An 18,093-nucleotide genomic window follows, 5' to 3' on the forward strand; every position below is an offset into this window, starting at 1 on the left:
GATTAATATAACATCTCTTTGCTCTTGAAATTCCTACATATGATATGATGGAATCGCTTTTTTATGTTGAAAAATGATCAATTTAGAGGGACTGGTCATATGGATTTTGAAATTGTAGCTGGAGAACGCATAGGAATTTTTCATTTAGGATCGACTTTGGAACAATTAAAAGTATGCCTGAAAAATCAGTATAAGATTGAATTGAGAGAAGATTGCTTAGTAGTTAAGTCAGATAACTTATGGTTCTGGCTAGATGTTAAAACAAATGTCATATATCAAATAATGGCTCTTAATAGCTTCAATGGGAAGTTTTTAGGCGAAATTGGTATAGGCGATACTTTATCTGATGTTGAATTTCGGATTGGAAAGTGGAAACAAGAATATGATGTATACGAACTACCTAAATATAAAGGTATATGTTTTCAGTTAAAAGACGTTGATTATGAAGAAAAATGGGATGAATTATCAGCACCATTTGAGTCCATTTCAATATATAAAATATAGCTTGCCGTTAAGCTAACGAGCAGGATAGTCGATATATTCTCGCGAATATTTGTGTAACTAAACGACCAAAATTTGCAAGGGTGGTGGACATTATGTTGAATCAATCCCTTTTGAGAGACGGATTAACGATCATCTCTTCATGCAAAAAGGAATCAGGTGACATTTGGCAGGCTCACTTTGGTGCTGCCGCTATCGGCAGTTATTTTTTCGTTACAACTAATAATCTGAGTCAAGAACTGGCTCAATTAGTATCTTCGCAGGCCGGAGCGATGGCAAAAAAGATTCTTGGGGCGAACGGTGTACAACACCGTACCGGTTGTGACGAGCAAACAGCCGTAACTACCATACTTGAGGCACTTGATAGAACGATCGATCAGCTACACTGGGTCGGTCATAATGTGATTTACAGCGCAGCAAGTTTGTTGGCCATCCATGAACTTAAAGGCTGGGGAAGTACTGAGGATATTGCAGGAATAACCGATCTCATTCGCTCGTTTGAGAGGACGATTCCGGGACGGTCATGGATTGGTTTCTCTGCTTCCGAGGTGAAAAGGATGGAGATTACGGACGCAGACGACTTTCCGACTATATCGAATCCCAATGAGCTTTCTTCGCTTGTGCTGGAACAATTGGCCGAGTTCCCCGTCATTTATCGCGCAGAATCGCATCATGATTTAATTGGTCACATGCTGACTTTCTCACATGCGTTAAACATCTTGTTTGACCTTGGCCATGTCTCCTTTTTCGAAAGAGGATTACCGCCTATAATGAAGCTGATTAAAGTTCTGCGTCATAGTCGTAACGTTAAACCTGGAGATTCAATCAAATTGGTTTCGCCTGTCGATCATCTGCCTTTGCAGCCGGCGGCGCGGGCGAACGTGCTTCCGATCGATATTAAGTATTGGGAAAAGAACTATAGCGAACAAGATTGGGATTACGGTCACGTATTTAAATTTTCTCATAGCTTCTATGACCATTTACGACGAGTGGAGCAAAAGAAAGAATCGTATATTGAAAGCTTTCGGTATATCATTGTCCAATTGTCACAACTCGAATGACTAGCGGGAAATAAATAATGAAAGTTTTTTTATTAAGAAGGTAGGTTAGATTATGGCATTTACACATCTTATTGTAGAACTACACTGTCTATATGGGGTTGGTGAGCAGGAACTGGATACTCAAGCCCCGTCTTTTTGTGAAAACGGGGTTCACAAGCCAGGTTATCATTGTTTGGTCAAAAATTGTGAGTTCGCAGGGCATGCACCAGCGCCCCTTGAGATAGCCTATTCAGACGAATGTGGAGAAGTGGATTCTGATGCGTGGATAGGATTTGGAGACGATATGGATCCTGATCCTTATAACAATAAAATGGTTTCTGAGTTGAAAAGTTCTTGGGAGAAACTTTGCAAAGATAAAGTAAATGAAGCCTATGAGCATTATATGAAACAGCACGATCTACTTGATAAGTATCATCGAGATTAAGCTAACAGGTAACTTTAGATGGATGATACAAATTGTTGAGCATGCGCTACGGTAGTCTGCTCATTCCATTATGCTTGTATAATTGGGAAGGGCATATCATGAAAGGAGATGAGTAGTGCAAATGAATAACAACAATCTACCAAAAGATAAGAGTGATTTTGAAAGTGTTGTAGTGCTCACCAGCCTAGAAAGGTCAATGGTTATTCCTTTATTACCAGAACTCTTGGTATGGTTGCAGGATATGAATTGGCCTATAGCATCAAAAATTGTTGACCTCTTACTCAAGTATACAGTTGAAATTATACCGCATGTCAAAACGATTTTTTCTCAAAGCGACACCGGCTGGACATACAACATCCTTAAGGCTTTAATTAATGAATGGGAAATGGAATTCGTCTCAGTATTGTCTTCAAGTTTACGAGAACTGGCTCAAAATTCAGATAACGATGATGATACTGATTTGTTAGCCATTGAAATTTTATGTAAACACCGTTTAATTGATGAAGCAGAAGCAACAGTCCTGTTAAAAAGAAAATTAAGTGATACAGAGGATTGTATCAATAACTTTACAGTAGAACAAAGAGTCGAGTTTTCGGAGTTGGAAAATGAAAGTCGATATATCTTAATGACAGATGCTAGTCGATTCGAGAATTATTTTAATATAAATAAGAAGGCCTTTGGACAAAAAGACCAATATGAAAATTTGCTTCGACGTTATAAAGAAATTAAAGTAACGATAAGGAGCATTTGTAGCTGAAGAAGGATAAAGGCAATAACATGGGAGAGAGTGTATATCTTAAAATTGTTATAGTATAGAAAACAAAAGGAGAAAAATATGTGCAGAAATATAAAGACTTTATTTAACTTTGACCCCCCGGCTACCGATGATGAAGTTCTGGCGGCCTCGCAACAATTCGTGAGAAAACTCTCGGGCTATAACAAGCCTTCTCAGGCGAACGAAGAGGCATTCAATCGCGCTGTTGAGGAAGTGGCTATTGCAGCTCGGACTTTATTGAACACGCTGGTAACCAACTCCGAGTCTCGTAATCGCGAGGTGGAGATTGATCGCGCTCGCGCTAGAAATGCGAAAAGGTTTGGAGTTGAAGAGAATCAGGGTACGACTCTTACGAAACCTAACGGATAACGAGAACTCAATCATATTAACAAGTAGCAGGCTGCCGGCGTTGAATCGGTAGCCTTTTTATTATGGTTTATATTTTGATAAAGCGAACTCCAATGGGTAATACTACCACACAAAATAGGCAGCTTCCTTTGGAGGGATATTTCAATGAATCCGTTTCAAGTATTCACAGGAGAGTTTCGTCATTTTATCAAAAAACCAATGGTAATCGTAACGTTTGTGGCAGTGGCATTGATACCTATTTTATATAGCGGTTTTTTGATCAAGGGTACATGGGATCCATATGGTCAGCTTCAAGACCTTCCGGTTGCAATTGTTAATCAGGACCAAGGTGCGATGTTTGAAGGAAAGACGATGACAGTCGGCAAAGAGTTTGTCGATGAACTGAGGAATAATGATGAATTCGCATGGAGCTTCGTCAGCCCGGAAGAGGCGTCTTTAGGTATGAAAAACAATCATTATTACGCCACAATCACAATCCCACCTGAATTTTCAGCAGATGCTGCTTCACTTGCGAGTGATAACCCCAAACAGGCGGAAATTATATATGAATCAAACAGCTTTTATAATTTTGTAGCAGGTCAAATAAGTGAAAGTGCGACCAAGGAATTGAGAAATCAGCTTTCCGCGAATTTAACAGAAGCCTATTCCCGAAGTATTTTATCTCAGTTCGAGACGATATCGACCGGGTTTAGTGAAGCGGGAAAGGGAGCAACGCAGCTCCATACAGGCTCCGTGGAATTAAGTGATGGAATTGGAAAAGTGAAGACAAATCTAGCTTTATTGGTAAGTGGAACAGAGCGGCTTAGTGGAAGCGTTGGGTTGTTGCAAGCTGGTGTGCTCAAATTAGGTGAAGGGTCAACTGAGGTTAGCAACGGAGCAGCCAGCTTATCGAGTGGAACAAATCAATTGGCGGATGCCGGAAAGAAGCTTGAACAGGGCGCTGAGAAAACGGTACGAGGGTCGTCTGCTTTGCTAACGGGCTTACAGTCTTCTATGAAGGGGGCAAATGACTTAACTAAGGGCCTTGAATCCTCTTTGGCAGGGAGTGGGCAGTTGGAAACAGGCATAACCAATTCAGCATCCGCAACCGGCGATTTATCTGATAGCTCTGCGCAAATCGCAGCAGGTTTAGAAAAACTTACAACTGATTTTCCTGATTTGGCATCCGATGCAAATATGCAAAAACTGCTTGCTGCAAGCAAGGCTGTTGCCAAAGGTGCAAAGGAATTAAATACGGCTCAAAAACAGCTCTTAACTGGCAGCAAGTCATTATCACAAGGGACGCAAAGGCTTCTGACTGGCAGCCAGCAGTTAAGTAAAGGTCAGCAGCAATTGCTTCAAGGAGCTTCTGATTTACAAACAGGTGAAAAGCAATTATATGAGGGTTTAAAACAATACAATTCCAAATTTACTGAGCTTGCGAGCGGAACTAAAAAGCTGGAGCAGGGAGCAGGCCAATTGAGTCAAGGTGCCGGGGAGTTAAGCACTGGAATGGGGCAAATTGCGGTTGGGATAGATAAAGTAGCAGATGGAGCCAAGCAATTGGACACGGGAGCCGTTCAATTGCAAACAGGCTCATTAAAGCTCGTTGATGGAAGCAGTCAGTTAGCTGTTAAATTAAACGACGCAGCCGGGGAAACCTCTGCCTTTAAAGCGGATGACCAAAGGATTCATATGCTCGCAGAACCCGTCGCCATCAAGGCTAATGATGATCGGAAGGTTACCCTTTATGCGAATGGGATCGCTCCATATTTCATCTCTCTGGCTTTGTTTGCAGGGTCACTCGTCTTTACGACGATTTATTCGGCCCGCAGCACAAATGCTACAGGGGCAACAGGCGTTCGATTACTTATTAGCAAGCTTCTTACATTCAGTATAATGAGTGTGCTTCAATCCTTGGTTGTTTGTACAGTTCTCGTGTTTTTTCTTGGATTAAAGGTGCAAAGCATACCACTGTTTTATCTATTTACGATCGTGGTAGGCTTAACTTTCATGCTGCTTATACAGGCGCTTGTCACTTGGCTGGATCAACCGGGTCGTTTTGTTGTCCTCCTGATTATGATCTTTCAGTTAGCTTCAAGCGCGGGAACCTTCCCGGTTGAGCTTCTGCCTGGCTGGGCAAAAGTGCTACATCGATGGCTCCCTATGACATACAGCATTCGTGGATTTAGGGATGTAATCTCAAGCGGTGCATACGAGCATATGTGGCATCAAGTCGGTTATCTGTCCATTTTTATAGTGGCATCTGTTATATTAACATCTGTTTACTTCTTAGTTTACAAGAAACGTCATACAGATGATGAACAGCTGTTTCCTGTAACGGTATAGTGGAGGTTGACTGCCAACACGTATCGCCCCACTGCGCGCTGGGAGCAACGCTCGGTGCAGAGGTATTTGTGAGAGGTTGGATAGTTAATTGAATTTTCAAAATATTTATTGTGAAAAGACTATAATGCTGTTAATCTTAGTAGAAATATTTTCTATTAGGAGCTGTTGTGATGAGTACTAGTGCGAGCGATCCGATCTTGTATGAGATACCAGAGAGCTTTGAAAGCGAACGGTTACTTATACGAGCTCCTTTGTGGAATGATGGTGTGATTGTTAATGAGGCTGTAAAAGAAAGTCTAGAACAATTGCGCCCATGGATGCCTTGGGCTAAGGCGGTTACTACTATTGAAGAGTCGGAAATAAGTATTCGACGGTCTAGATTGGAATTTTTGAATCGCACGGATTTTAGGCTGCTTCTTATTCAGAAGGAAACCGGTCAATTAGTAGGCAGCAGCGGTTTGCACCGAATGGATTGGAAATCCCGCAGATTCGAGATTGGTTATTGGGTGCGAACCTCATTTGGCAATCAGGGTTATATTACGGAGGCGGCAGAGGCAATTACAAACTTCGCAATAAATGAGCTGCAAGCTAATCGTATTGAAATCCGGTGTGATGCGCGCAATGTTAGGAGTGCTCAGGTTGCCAAGCGTCTTTGTTTTGCTTTTGAGGGCACTCTTCGGAACGACACGTTGGATGTAGAGGGTTTACTGAGGGATACGATGGTATTTTCAAAAGTTCGCGGTGTTGAGTTTTAATTAGCAATTGATTCAATTGATCAAGGGTGAAATGGACCGAATAAAGGTTTTTTAAAACGAAAAAGCTGTAAGCTCGAAAATCGAGCTTACAGCTATTAAAATAGCCTCGAAATGCTGCTTACAGAGCTCAAACCAAGTGATTTCCTTGCGGAAACAGAGCTGTAAGCTCAAAAATCGAGTTTACAGCTCTCAAACTAACCAAAAAACTAGCTGTAAGCCTCAAAATCGTGCTTAATCATCACACCAGCTTCAATGCACCCAAGCTTGCCCCTTTAACAAATAGTCGCTCGATGTTTTTCTCTACAGCTGGATCCGCTATTAATGGCGGAGCTTGATGTGGCTTGATTCGTGCATCAATAATGACGTTGTCACAAGCCCAATGCTTGTTCTCATAGAAACCATTCACACCATAAATATCATGCGAAGGGTTGCTACGTGTAAATGTAGCCCAGAAGAAATTGTTCATTGTCGCACTCATGAAAGTACTGTCGTCACATAGGATGATGATCGGACAAGAAGGAAGGGATCCATTCGCTTCATTCGCTCCACTCGCTTGAATAGCATCACATAAATCTTTGATTTCTGTTTGAGCTTCAGTGTAACTTTTAAAAGCAGATCCCTGCAAAGCAACAATCCCCGGCATCACTACGCGAGCATTTTCAAAACCCCGCAGCTGACTGAAAACACTAGGTGTTTCTGTACATAAATCCCTTATTTTATCCCCATAAGCCGCGAATACAACTTTACTGCCGCTGTTTAGTCCAGTGCCCGAATAGTCGAGGGTATCGATGGTTGTATTCGTATAAAAATGAATGTCTCGTCTGAGATCGATTCGTTCCAATATATGTGTCAAAAATTCAACTTCATGGTGCGTATCTAAAGGTTTGTTGTCTTCTGCTGTTATAAATAAATATTTAGCGAGACTTAGTTGTCCTGTGCCTAAAATACGATTGGCAATCGTGAGAAGCTCAGTCGGCTGTTTAACCTTCTGATACGGCGTATATCGTTCACTGCCAATTGCAAAAAGCAATGGATGAACGCCAGCCGCATCGATAGCATGTACTTCTTTTACACCAGGAATTTCTTGCTTAATCGCGTCGCCAGTCAGTTCATGAATAAGGGCGCCGAATGCGGTATCTTCTTGCGGTGGACGGCCAACAACAGTAAATGGCCAAATCGCATTTGGCTTAGCATATACCTTATGTACCTTCATGACTGGAAACGGATGCGTAAGACTGTAATAGCCCAAATGATCACCAAAAGGACCCTCTGGTTTCGTTTCCCCAGGATGAATTTCTCCCGTTATTACAAAATCAGCATCGTTGCTAATACAGAAGCCATCGATATAACTGTGGCGAAATCTGCGTCCAGCAAGCAAGCCTGCAAAGGTCATCTCGCTCAAGCCCTCTGGCAAAGGCATGACCGCTGACAAGGTATGTGCTGGAGGGCCGCCGACGAAACAACTGACTTTTAACGGGACTCCTTGTTTATTCGCTTTGTCTTGGTGGATTCCGATACCGCGATGAATTTGATAATGCAAACCAATTTCATGATTCATTTCATATTCATTGCCGCTTAGTTGTACACGGTACATACCAAGATTGGAATTCATAATGCCCGGCTTTTCCGGATCTTCCGTATACACTTGCGGCAAGGTGACAAAAGCACCACCATCCATAGGCCAGTGTTGAATGAGCGGCAGGTCGGATATGTTAATTTCCTGTGCAGTAACGGGGAGGCTCCTAGATGATTTCAAAGGAAGTGCTTTCCATGCCGCTAATCCGGTTTTAATTTGTCCAAGCGGATTTTTTAATGCTTTCATCGGATCGTTCCGCAGCGCCATTACGTTCTGTACGCCATCCCATGTACTGCGAAAAATAAACTTACTGCGCTCTACTGTACCGAACAGGTTGGATACCGCACGGAACTTCGAGCCTTTTACATTTTCAAATAGTAACGCAGGGCCGCCTGCCTCAAAAACTTTCATATGAATCGCGGCCATTTCAAGATAGGGATCCACTTCTTCTTTAATACGGATCAAATGTCCGTTTTTCTCTAAATCAATAATACAATCTTCTAAATTGCGATACATAATGGAGTGGCTCCAATCACTAGATATTTGGTATATACGTAAACGTGCTCATCAGCACGCCGTATCTATTGTTGAATGATGTCTAAAATACTACAGCTTCGCAGGGTTGAATTCAACTAAATCGTTATTTTGAAAATAAGTGCAACAAATGATTCGTTCCATCTCATCGTGTAAGGAAGAGGCGGTGTTGTTATGAAAAAAATAGTTGGTCGAAAACGTAAGGGATAACTGATCAGCCGAAATTATCATATAACAAACTATAGGAGCCTAAACAAAACAATTATCTTGTTTTGTTTAGGCTCAAGGTTTATCTTAAATACGTTAAATGGATTAAGAGAGGGTGAAGATTCATGTTTATGGAAACTAGTGTAGATGAATCCAATTTTACTGAAATCGTCCTTTTAGAAACCCAATACGATTGCGTGACCATAAGTAATCAACAGGGCATAGAAGTAGACGAATATGCTTTCATCGAGCATTGGAAAAATGTTGGTGGAGTTGAACACGTTCGAATCCTGAAGATAGATTACAATTCCTCTTTGAAAAATGTAAATATATTAAGCGCATTTCCGAATGTGAAAAATCTAATACTATCTGGACAGCATATAACATCACTAGAGGGTATCGAATGGTTTAAAAATGGTGAATACATATGTATTGATACCTACAATAATCGTCGTAGAAATATAGCGCGGATTTCTCAAACAAAAGTAGAGCATATTCTTCTTTATGTTGAACGAATAGAAGATTTATCAGCCATAGCTGAATGTAAGTATTTAACGAGTCTAGAGTTGTACCGCTCTATGCAGTTGGATTTAACAACATGGAGCAGCATACCTTTGAACTTGATGGTTTTTAAACGTGGAAAGTTTAATGATTTAGGAGACACGGCGGCTATACCAAGTTTGAAGAATATAAATGTTATAGGCTGCAGAAAACTGGAACACTTTACAGGAGATAACAGCCGAATAACAAGATTGCTCATAGATGCTTGTAAGAAGCTCGATTTGCGTACGTTAAAAACCTTTGAGGGAATCGAAGCTTTAATTGTAAACAGCTGTCCATATGAAATGAATCTAACAGAGATTGGAGGGCTAGAGAAGGTCAAGCATATTGACTTTATTTTATGTAATATACAGGTCGATCTAATCAATCTTAAGGAGTATTTTCCTAATATAGAATCACTACATATATCAAACATGAAAAAAGAGTATGGCATGAAATTAAAGGAGCTCAACCCTGATGTCCTCATTACTAGTAGATCATTTAGCTTGGAGTAGTGTAAACAACTAGCTATTTTATTCAATAATCAACTGAACAGACAATCCGCTACGCTAAATTTGTATAAGTTAATCAAACTTCTGTTGAATACTCCAAAGAAACGAATGCATACTATCGTGTATCTGGAGGAGATGTACATATGACAAACATTCCACAACCCAAAACATATGGTCCACTGGGCAACCTTCCTTTAATTGATTTGGAAGGCCCGGTCCAATCATTGGTCAAGCTGGCTGATGAATATGGACCTATCTTTCGTATGGATTTACCAGGAAGAAAAGATCTGTATATTTCCGGCTATGAGTTAGTAGCTGATGCTTGTGATGAGTCACGATTTGAAAAAAAAGTATGGGAGCCTCTTCAAAAGGTTCGTGCCTTCGGGGGTGATGGTTTATTCACCAGCGAGACGAGTGAGCCGAACTGGCAGAAGGCGCATAATATTTTGCTGCCAAGCTTTAGTCAAACGGCAATGCGCGGTTATCACGGTATGATGGTTGATATTGCCGTTCAGCTCATTCAGAAATGGGCACGTGTAAACCCTGATGAGAGTGTGGATGTTCCTGAAGATATGACTCGTCTAACCCTTGATACGATCGGTTTATGCGGGTTCAATTATCGCTTCAACAGTTTTTACCGGGAACAATCGCATCCTTTCATTACAAACATGGTTAGGGCACTCAGTGAAGCTATGAACCAGCTGCAGCGCCTTGGCATTAAGGATAAGCTGATGGTTATTACGAAGCGGCAATTTAAGCACGATATTCAAGCTATGTTCTCTTTAGTGGATAACATCATTGCTGAACGTAAAGCTCACGGCAATCAAGGCGAGGACGATCTGCTCGGCCACATGTTAAGCGGCAAGGATCCAGACACTGGAGAGGTTTTAGATGATGAAAATATCCGTTTTCAGATCATTACGTTTCTCATTGCAGGGCATGAAACAACAAGCGGGCTGCTATCTTTTGCGATTTATTATCTGCTGAAAAATCCGGATAAACTCCAGAAAGCATATGAAGAAGTAGATCGTGTTCTTACTGAGCCGATTCCAAGCTATACGCAGGTACGCGAGCTTAAGTACACCCGTATGATTTTGAGTGAAGCTCTCAGGCTATGGCCAACCGCGCCGGCCTTCTCTTTATATGCGAAGGAGGATACGATACTAGCTGGGAAATATCCATTGAAAAAAGGGGATGGTGTGAACGTTCTAATCCCCAAACTTCATCGGGATACCGAGGTGTGGGGGAATGATGTAGAGGAATTTCGGCCGGAACGGTTCGAAGATCCGAGTCAAATTCCTTATGATGCTTATAAGCCGTTCGGAAACGGACAGCGGGCTTGTATCGGACAGCAATTTGCTCTGCACGAAGCTACACTTGTGCTAGGAATGGTACTCAAGCAATTTGAAATCATAGACCATACCAATTACCAGCTAAAAGTGAAGGAATCACTAACGCTTAAGCCCGATGGCTTTACGATACGGGTTCGTCCCCGTGGAGAGCAGGCTTCCTTTACTTACGCTGCAGTGGGAACCGAGAAACCTATTCAGAAACAGACTGAACAAGCTTCTGAACTTGAGCCTACAGTTGATGCACACAATACGCCGCTGCTCGTGCTTTATGGTTCGAATATGGGCACGGCCGAGGGCATTGCCAGAGAGCTTACGGATACCGCGCGCTATCAGGGCTTTAGCAGTGAGGTAGCATCGCTGAACAATCGTGTGGGCAAGCTGCCCAAAGAGGGGATAGTCTTCATCATCTCGGCGTCTTACAATGGGAAACCGCCAAGCAATGCTCGTGAATTTGTGCAATGGCTGGAGGGAGTGGAGCCCGGTGAGCTTGAAGGAGTACGTTATGCCGTATTCGGCTGCGGCGACCATAACTGGGCTAGTACTTATCAGGATATACCTCGATTTATAGACGAGCAGCTTGCTGCCAAAGGAGCAGCAAGACTCGTTGTCCGTGGTGAGGCGGATGCAAGCGGTGATTTCGAGAAGCAGGTCGAGGAATGGGGCGAAAGGCTATGGCCCGATGTGCTTGCTACTCTGGGTCTGAGGAGCAGAGGTGTTTCACAACAGGAGCGTAGCACGCTAAGTGTGCAGTTTGTCAGCGGATTGGACGATACTCCGTTAGCTGCGAGCCACAATGCGCAGCTTACTACGATAATGGATAACCGAGAGCTGCAAGGACAAGGAAGTGAGCGAAGCACACGCCATATTGAGATTGCACTGCCTGAAGGCGTGACTTACCAAGAGGGGGATCATCTCGGAGTTATTCCTGAGAACGATCCCGTAATGGTGGAACGAGTACTGCGACGTTATGGTTTAAAAGGCAGTGACCATTTGATCATTAGCGCCAGCGGACGCAGTGCCACACATCTGCCGCTTGATCGTCCAATAAGTGTTCATCATTTGCTCAGTCTGAGTGTAGAGCTTCAAGAAGCAGCTACTCGCGCCCAGCTTCGGGAGTTAGCGTCATTTACTGTATGTCCACCGCATAAAAAAGAGCTGGAGGCTCTTCTTCAAGAGGAGGACTATGTAGAAAAAGTATTGAGCAAACGGCTGACCATGCTTGATCTACTGGAGAAGTATCCGGCTTGTGAGCTGCCGTTTGAGCGGTTTGTGGAGCTGCTGCCACCGCTTAAAGCGAGGTATTACTCGATATCCAGCTCTCCTAAGGTGCTGCCTGATCAGGCAAGTATTACCGTAGCGGTAGTTCGCGGCCCTGCGAGGAGCGGGCATGGTGAATATCGGGGTGTTGCCTCGAATTATTTGGCTGCACGTCAACCAGGGGATGCCGTCGTTATGTTTATAAGCACGCCTGACTCTGACTTTGAGCTCCCGGAAGATTCAGAAACACCAATTATTATGGTCGGGCCAGGAACGGGGATAGCACCGTTCAGAGGCTTTTTGCAGGGGCGACGAGCACTGAAAAGCGAGGGTAAAGTGCTTGGCGAGGCACAATTATATTTTGGCTGTCGAAATGAAGCGGATCAAATTTACCATGAAGAGATGAAGCAGTTCCAGCAGGAAGGTATCGTTCGCTTGCACACGGCATTTTCTCGGATAGAAGGTACGTCTAAGACTTACGTTCAAGATCTCATGAGGGAAAATTCGAAGTCGATTATCGATGTACTTGATCAAGGCGGAAGACTCTATATATGTGGAGACGGGAGCAAAATGGCGCCTGAAGTCGAGAGCACATTAGTAGCAGCCTATCGCGAAATTCACAATGTTAATGAACAAGAAGCAATGAAGTGGTTGGAAGGCCTCGAGTCTGAGGGGCGGTATGCGAAGGACGTCTGGGCTGGTATCTAATTTAGATTTAATTAATAAAAGTCTAAACCGGCTGCTTAATAGCAGCCGGTTTTTCGCATGTACATTGTCATTGTGAAACGTCATAAACGTGATTGAAAGTTACTGTACGTCATTGAACGTCATTGAACATGATTAAAATTAAAGGCTATTAACTAAAATTTTATGTAACTGAGCTGGTTGAGCCTCAAATTCAGCTTTGAACGGAAGTTGAGTAAATCCTACCCAGCATTCAACGGATTTGACTGTATTTTATCCAATCAAATCCACATTAAAAACGATATATTCACCCCTGACTGTATTTCATCCAATCAAATCGTCCGTTGCGTAGGCAAAAGGCTTATAACTACCTATTTGACTGTATCATTTCCATTCAAACACCTCAAAACATAGAATATCAGCTATTTGATTGGATGATATCCATTCAAACTCATAGCGAGATGGTAACATAGGCTGCTTGAATGGCATTGAGCCGGAAAACTTCAATGTAAAGTTATTGTTAAAGTGTTGAATGGAGAGGAACCATCAGCTTACAATTAAGCCACCTAAAGTAGATAAGGAGACGCAGCCAAATATGGAACCCAATAAAAAAACGCCTCCAATGAGTGGTCTTAAAGGTAAGTTAGTTGCTAGTAATCTAACCGCTCGTAAGCCAGCGGTACGAAAGTTAGTTACTCATAAGTTAGTCGCCCGAAAGCTAGTCGCTTCTAAATTAGTCACTCCTAAGCTAGCTACTACTAAACTAGCCGCTCTTGCAGAGGTATTATGCGTGTCCGCTAAGCTAGGCTTCACCTCATTCGGAGGGCCGATCGCTCACCTTGGCTATTTCCATAATGAGTATATCGTTCGACGAAAATGGATGGATGAACGCAGCTACGCCGATCTTGTTGCACTGTGTCAATTTCTTCCGGGGCCGGCCAGCAGCCAGGTTGGGATCGGAATCGGGGTTATAAGGGCAGGATTACTTGGCGGGATAGTTGCTTGGTTAGGCTTCACGCTGCCATCTGTCATTGCTTTGGTCGCGTTTGCCTTCCTGCTTCAAGGCTTTGATCTAAGTAACGCAGGGTGGATTCATGGACTTAAGATCGTAGCCGTAGCAATCGTAGCTCACGCCATCTTAGGCATGGGTCAAAAGCTCACGCCAGATCGGAATCGAGTATCCATAGCGGTGGTCACAGCGGCAATTACATTGTATTGGCAGACTCCATATAGTCAGGTGCTTCTTATTGCAGCAGCTGGGCTTCTCGGATTTTGGTTGTATCGAAGAAAAGCGACAGAGGGAACCCCTAACTTACATATAGCGATAAGCAGACCCTTTGCTGTCGTTTGCCTCTCCTTATTTATGGGTCTATTAGTAGCACTTCCTCTCCTCAGACAATGGGGCGATATGCATTGGCTCGCGATGTTCGACAGCTTCTATCGTTCCGGCTCATTAGTGTTCGGCGGAGGCCATGTCGTGCTGCCGTTACTAGAAGCAGAAGTCATCCCCACTGGTTGGGTAAGTCAGGAGGAGTTTCTTGCAGGATATGGTGCAACGCAAGCAGTTCCGGGGCCGTTGTTTACATTTGCAGCTTATCTCGGGGCGATAGCTGGCGGATTGCCGGGAGCCATTGTTGCAACGATAGCCATCTTTTTACCCTCATTTTTGCTCGTTGTCGGTGCACTTCCGTTCTGGAATGGGTTAAGAAATAACCCGAAAATCCAAGGTGTTTTAGTCGGTGTCAATGCAGCTGTCGTTGGGATTTTGCTGGCGGCATGGTATGATCCCTTATGGACCACAGCAATTTTGAAACCAATGGATTTCGCTTTAGCGGCCGTATTGTTTAGTATGCTTGTATTTTGGAAGCTGCCTCCATGGGTGATCGTGCTCGCAGGAGCCGCCGGAGGAATGCTGCTCGAATTTATCTACTAACAAACCGATATTTGTTAAGATAAGGAAGGTTGTCTTATAGGTTGTCATTATGTTAAAGAGGTGTAGTTGATGTCGTACCGTCTATTAAAATTTTTAACCGTCCTTATTCCTACATTGATTATTGGTGGGTTCGAATTTATTCGCCATGAATTTCTATTGCATTCCTTCTCCATGGAGGCCGGAAATTGGCTGATCACCATTTTCACTGTTGTCATCTCTTATCTATTCTCTGTTTGGATGTTTGGAACCATTGAGCGGAAAAACAAACAGTTAGCAGAAGAAAAGTCAAGAGGAGCAGTATATGAGGAACGAGAACGAATGGCTCGTGAGCTGCATGATAACATTGGGCAGGTACTATTTTTTCTGAATGTAAAAATAAAGCAAGGAAAATACGATGAGGCAAAAGCGGCCATTTCAGAAATGGATAATCATCTGCGGCAAGCGATTTTTAATTTGCGTTCATCACCGGATGAAGGGATTTCTTTCACCGATCGTTTAACCAAATGGTTGGATGAGTGGAATGTCATATCAGGAATCGATGTCTTCAGAGAAATCGAAATTCCAGAAAAAAGGTTCACTACTGGGGAAGAGGTTCAAATCTTCGCCATTATACAAGAAGCATTTACGAATATAAGAAAGCACTCAGAAGCAAACTGCGTAAATTTGACATTCCATGCTTCCTCCACGGGATGGACGCTTGAAATCATTGATGATGGCATCGGACTTGCAAATCAGGAGCTAAAGGCAACCAAATACGGATTATCAATGATGGAAAAGCGCGCAAATGAGCTGAACGCAATTTTCGAATTAAATACTGATGCTGACAAGGGAATTACATTACGAATAACGTCGGGGAGTAGAGGGTGATAAATACGATGAAATATAGAGTGTTAATCGCAGACGATCATCCTATGGCACGAAAGGCAATTCAGAGCTTATTAGAGGATGATTCATCATTTGATGTAATAGGTGAAGCGGTAGATGGTATGGAGGCTGTTCAGCTTTGTCGCCAGCTTCATCCGGATGTCGTATTGATGGACATCAATATGCCGAAATTAACGGGACTTGAAGCTACACGTAAAATAAAACACGAGTTTCCGGATATTAAAATTGTTATTTTAACCGTATCCGACCATGTAGCTGATTTATTTACCGCTCTTCAATTTGGAGCGCAAGGATACTTGCTGAAAAACATGGACCCGGATGATTGGAGCGCTTATCTTCATGCCTTGCTGGATGAAAACTCGGAAGTGTCGAGAAAGATCGCCGATAGACTTTTTCATCAGTTTAAAACAGGTCAATCCTCAGAAATATCCCAGCCTAATGTGTTAACCGTACGGGAACAAGAGGTTGTGATCTATGTCGCGGCTGGCGAGAAGAACCGTGAAATTGCCGAACGGCTCAACATCTCTGAAAATACAGTGAAAAATCATTTGAAAAATATTTTAGAGAAGCTATCACTGGACAACAGAGTGCAGCTAACCTCCTATGCGATAAGAAATGGATTGACACACAACATACAAAGCAATGATGAAAGATAGCCCACTCGGGTCATTATCATCGTTGCTTTTTTTTTCTATCTTTATAAAGGGGTAAAAAAAATATAGCTGTGGAGGTGACTTTCGTTTTTGTTGAAAAATATATTCGTTATAATTGTGGCTGCGTTTCTGTTTCTACCGCAATCCGTGCTCGCGCATACGACACTAACTGAAGCGTTCCCTAAGCCTGACGCGCAATTAGCAAGCTCTCCGGATCAGGTGGTTTTAACATTTGACGAGAGGTTGGAAAATAAGCTTTTCTACATTAAGGTACTGGATCAAGATGGGAAACCAGTTACTTCTGAACCTGCAATAATGAACGAGCAGCAATTAAAAATAAGTGTTCAACTACCGGAAATGCAGGATGGCATTTATACGGTCGCCTATAAAGTGATTTCTGCGGATGGACATCCGATTTCAAAATCCTACGTGTTCACGATTAGGGGAAATGCGGCGTCTGTATCTCCGCCTCCGCCCTCAGTAGATGCGGGCAGCAGTCATCATGAGAGTGAACTGTCGAGCGGTGTGAGCGTGAAGCAAATCATCTTCTATTTATCCAGAATTACTTATTTTATAGGCATGCTTTTATTAGCTGGCTGGACTTTTTGGGGGTTGTTGATACGCTTCGATAAGCCGGAATTGCGAGTCTCCTACGATTTGTGGTCATTGCGATTGAAAAGACTCTTTTTGATAGCCGTCCTAATCATGATCACAGTCCATCTGCAGGATTACTTAGAGGTCCTCGATAAGGAACAGCTAATCTCCTTATTATTTGGCACCGCAATTGGAATCTCGTGGATGAGCAGTTTACTCTTAGCTTTATTAAGCTTTATAGTGCCCAGCCGCGCGAAGTGGATAGCTGGTATTTGGGTATTACTTCTACTTTCGACCAAAAGTATAAGCGGTCACGCTATGGCGTTTGAACCTCCGATTCGAACAGTAGCGCTTGATATTATTCATCTCTTTGCCGCTGCCATATGGGCAGGAGGATTGTTCTTTATCATTGTGCATTGGCGAAAATATAAGGAACAAATGCTAAGTTTCATGCCGAGGTTCTCTAATTTTGCGTTCGTGAGCTTGATTGCTCTCGCCGTAACGGGAACGATTTCAACTCTTATTTTCATCCCAAGCTTAAAATATCTGCTCTATACACAATGGGGAATTTTATTACTCATTAAGTGCGGTTTAGTGGTCTTAGTTATAGCTGCGGGAGCCATTCTTCGTTATATGATGAGAAAAAAACAGAAGCAGCTTGGCACCTTGCTGAAAGTGGATTTTAGCTTAATGCTGTTAATTGTTGTGATCGTCGGAATCTTTACTTACTTAACTCCTCAACCTGTGAATGAACCATTGAATTGGCATAAGATGGGCGAAACGATACATCTCACAGCAAAAATTTCACCGAAAGCTCCGGGCGATAATGCATTTAAGGTTATCGTGTGGCTTCCGGAAAAACCGAAAACGGTTCAGCTTTTCCTTAAATACAAAGACGATAAAGACATTGCACCGATTGAGGTTCCACTCACCATAGCGCCCGGCGAAGAGGAAGAGAGCTTCTTAGGATTTAAGGAATTTGGTTATGTAAGTGAGGGGCCTTATATTCCCTTCCCTGGAAAATGGATCGCAGAAATAAGAGTGATGGATGAGAATGACGATGAAACCGTGAATCAAATAGAGATGATGGTTTATTAATTAATAATATAAACTAAGGGGATGTACCAAATGAAAAAAACGATGAGTATTATGC

General features: G+C 42.7%; 14 protein-coding genes. 13 read left to right on the forward strand and 1 reads right to left on the reverse strand.

The features are described from left to right. Positions 1 to 63: 63 nt before the first annotated feature. From AC1DWN_RS13790 to AC1DWN_RS13820, 7 genes are all read left to right on the forward strand, one after another. Positions 64 to 504: a hypothetical protein gene (locus tag AC1DWN_RS13790; protein WP_477559476.1), complete on the forward strand. Its 441-nt coding sequence runs from the start codon at positions 64 to 66 to the stop codon at positions 502 to 504. A 92-nt stretch (positions 505 to 596) separates the two neighbouring features. After that, positions 597 to 1,562 (forward strand): hypothetical protein, encoded by a 966-nt coding sequence (locus tag AC1DWN_RS13795; RefSeq protein ID WP_477559477.1) that lies wholly within the window; start codon positions 597 to 599, stop codon positions 1,560 to 1,562. Positions 1,563 to 1,614: 52 nt separating this feature from the next. Next, entirely contained in the window at positions 1,615 to 1,986 is a 372-nt protein-coding gene (locus tag AC1DWN_RS13800) for a hypothetical protein (RefSeq protein WP_477559478.1), read from the forward strand. Positions 1,987 to 2,107: 121 nt separating this feature from the next. After that, a complete protein-coding gene (locus tag AC1DWN_RS13805) occupies positions 2,108 to 2,743 on the forward strand; it encodes a DUF5071 domain-containing protein (RefSeq protein WP_477559479.1) in 636 nt (211 codons plus the stop codon). A 78-nt stretch (positions 2,744 to 2,821) separates the two neighbouring features. Further along, on the forward strand, positions 2,822 to 3,130 hold the full coding sequence (locus AC1DWN_RS13810; protein ID WP_477559480.1) for a DUF2277 domain-containing protein: 309 nt from the start codon (positions 2,822 to 2,824) through the stop codon (positions 3,128 to 3,130). A 144-nt stretch (positions 3,131 to 3,274) separates the two neighbouring features. Next, positions 3,275 to 5,458 (forward strand): YhgE/Pip family protein, encoded by a 2,184-nt coding sequence (locus AC1DWN_RS13815; protein ID WP_477559481.1) that lies wholly within the window; start codon positions 3,275 to 3,277, stop codon positions 5,456 to 5,458. 170 nt (positions 5,459 to 5,628) lie between these two features. Further along, positions 5,629 to 6,213: a GNAT family N-acetyltransferase gene (locus AC1DWN_RS13820; RefSeq protein ID WP_477559482.1), complete on the forward strand. Its 585-nt coding sequence runs from the start codon at positions 5,629 to 5,631 to the stop codon at positions 6,211 to 6,213. A 238-nt stretch (positions 6,214 to 6,451) separates the two neighbouring features. Here AC1DWN_RS13820 and AC1DWN_RS13825 read toward each other — a convergent pair whose 3' ends face one another. After that, positions 6,452 to 8,305: a UbiD family decarboxylase gene (locus AC1DWN_RS13825; RefSeq protein WP_477559483.1), complete on the reverse strand. Its 1,854-nt coding sequence runs from the start codon at positions 8,303 to 8,305 to the stop codon at positions 6,452 to 6,454. Between the two features lie 350 nt (positions 8,306 to 8,655). Between AC1DWN_RS13825 and AC1DWN_RS13830 the strand changes: the two genes are divergently transcribed. The 6 genes from AC1DWN_RS13830 (at position 8,656) to AC1DWN_RS13855 (ending at position 18,038) form a co-directional block, all read left to right on the forward strand. Then, on the forward strand, positions 8,656 to 9,585 hold the full coding sequence (locus tag AC1DWN_RS13830; RefSeq protein ID WP_477559484.1) for a hypothetical protein: 930 nt from the start codon (positions 8,656 to 8,658) through the stop codon (positions 9,583 to 9,585). Between the two features lie 140 nt (positions 9,586 to 9,725). Next, positions 9,726 to 12,899 (forward strand): bifunctional cytochrome P450/NADPH--P450 reductase, encoded by a 3,174-nt coding sequence (locus AC1DWN_RS13835; protein WP_477559485.1) that lies wholly within the window; start codon positions 9,726 to 9,728, stop codon positions 12,897 to 12,899. A gap of 571 nt (positions 12,900 to 13,470) precedes the next feature. Further along, positions 13,471 to 14,808 carry a chromate transporter gene (locus tag AC1DWN_RS13840; RefSeq protein ID WP_477559486.1) on the forward strand — a complete coding sequence of 446 codons (1,338 nt, stop codon included), beginning with the start codon at positions 13,471 to 13,473 and terminating at the stop codon, positions 14,806 to 14,808. Positions 14,809 to 14,877: 69 nt separating this feature from the next. After that, on the forward strand, positions 14,878 to 15,675 hold the full coding sequence (locus AC1DWN_RS13845; protein WP_477559487.1) for a sensor histidine kinase: 798 nt from the start codon (positions 14,878 to 14,880) through the stop codon (positions 15,673 to 15,675). Positions 15,676 to 15,683: 8 nt separating this feature from the next. Continuing rightward, a complete protein-coding gene (locus AC1DWN_RS13850) occupies positions 15,684 to 16,349 on the forward strand; it encodes a response regulator (protein WP_477559488.1) in 666 nt (221 codons plus the stop codon). An 87-nt stretch (positions 16,350 to 16,436) separates the two neighbouring features. Then, on the forward strand, positions 16,437 to 18,038 hold the full coding sequence (locus AC1DWN_RS13855; protein ID WP_477559489.1) for a copper resistance CopC/CopD family protein: 1,602 nt from the start codon (positions 16,437 to 16,439) through the stop codon (positions 18,036 to 18,038). Positions 18,039 to 18,093 lie beyond the last annotated feature (55 nt).

The sequence above is a fragment of the Paenibacillus sp. P4_A7 genome, assembly GCF_056402455.1.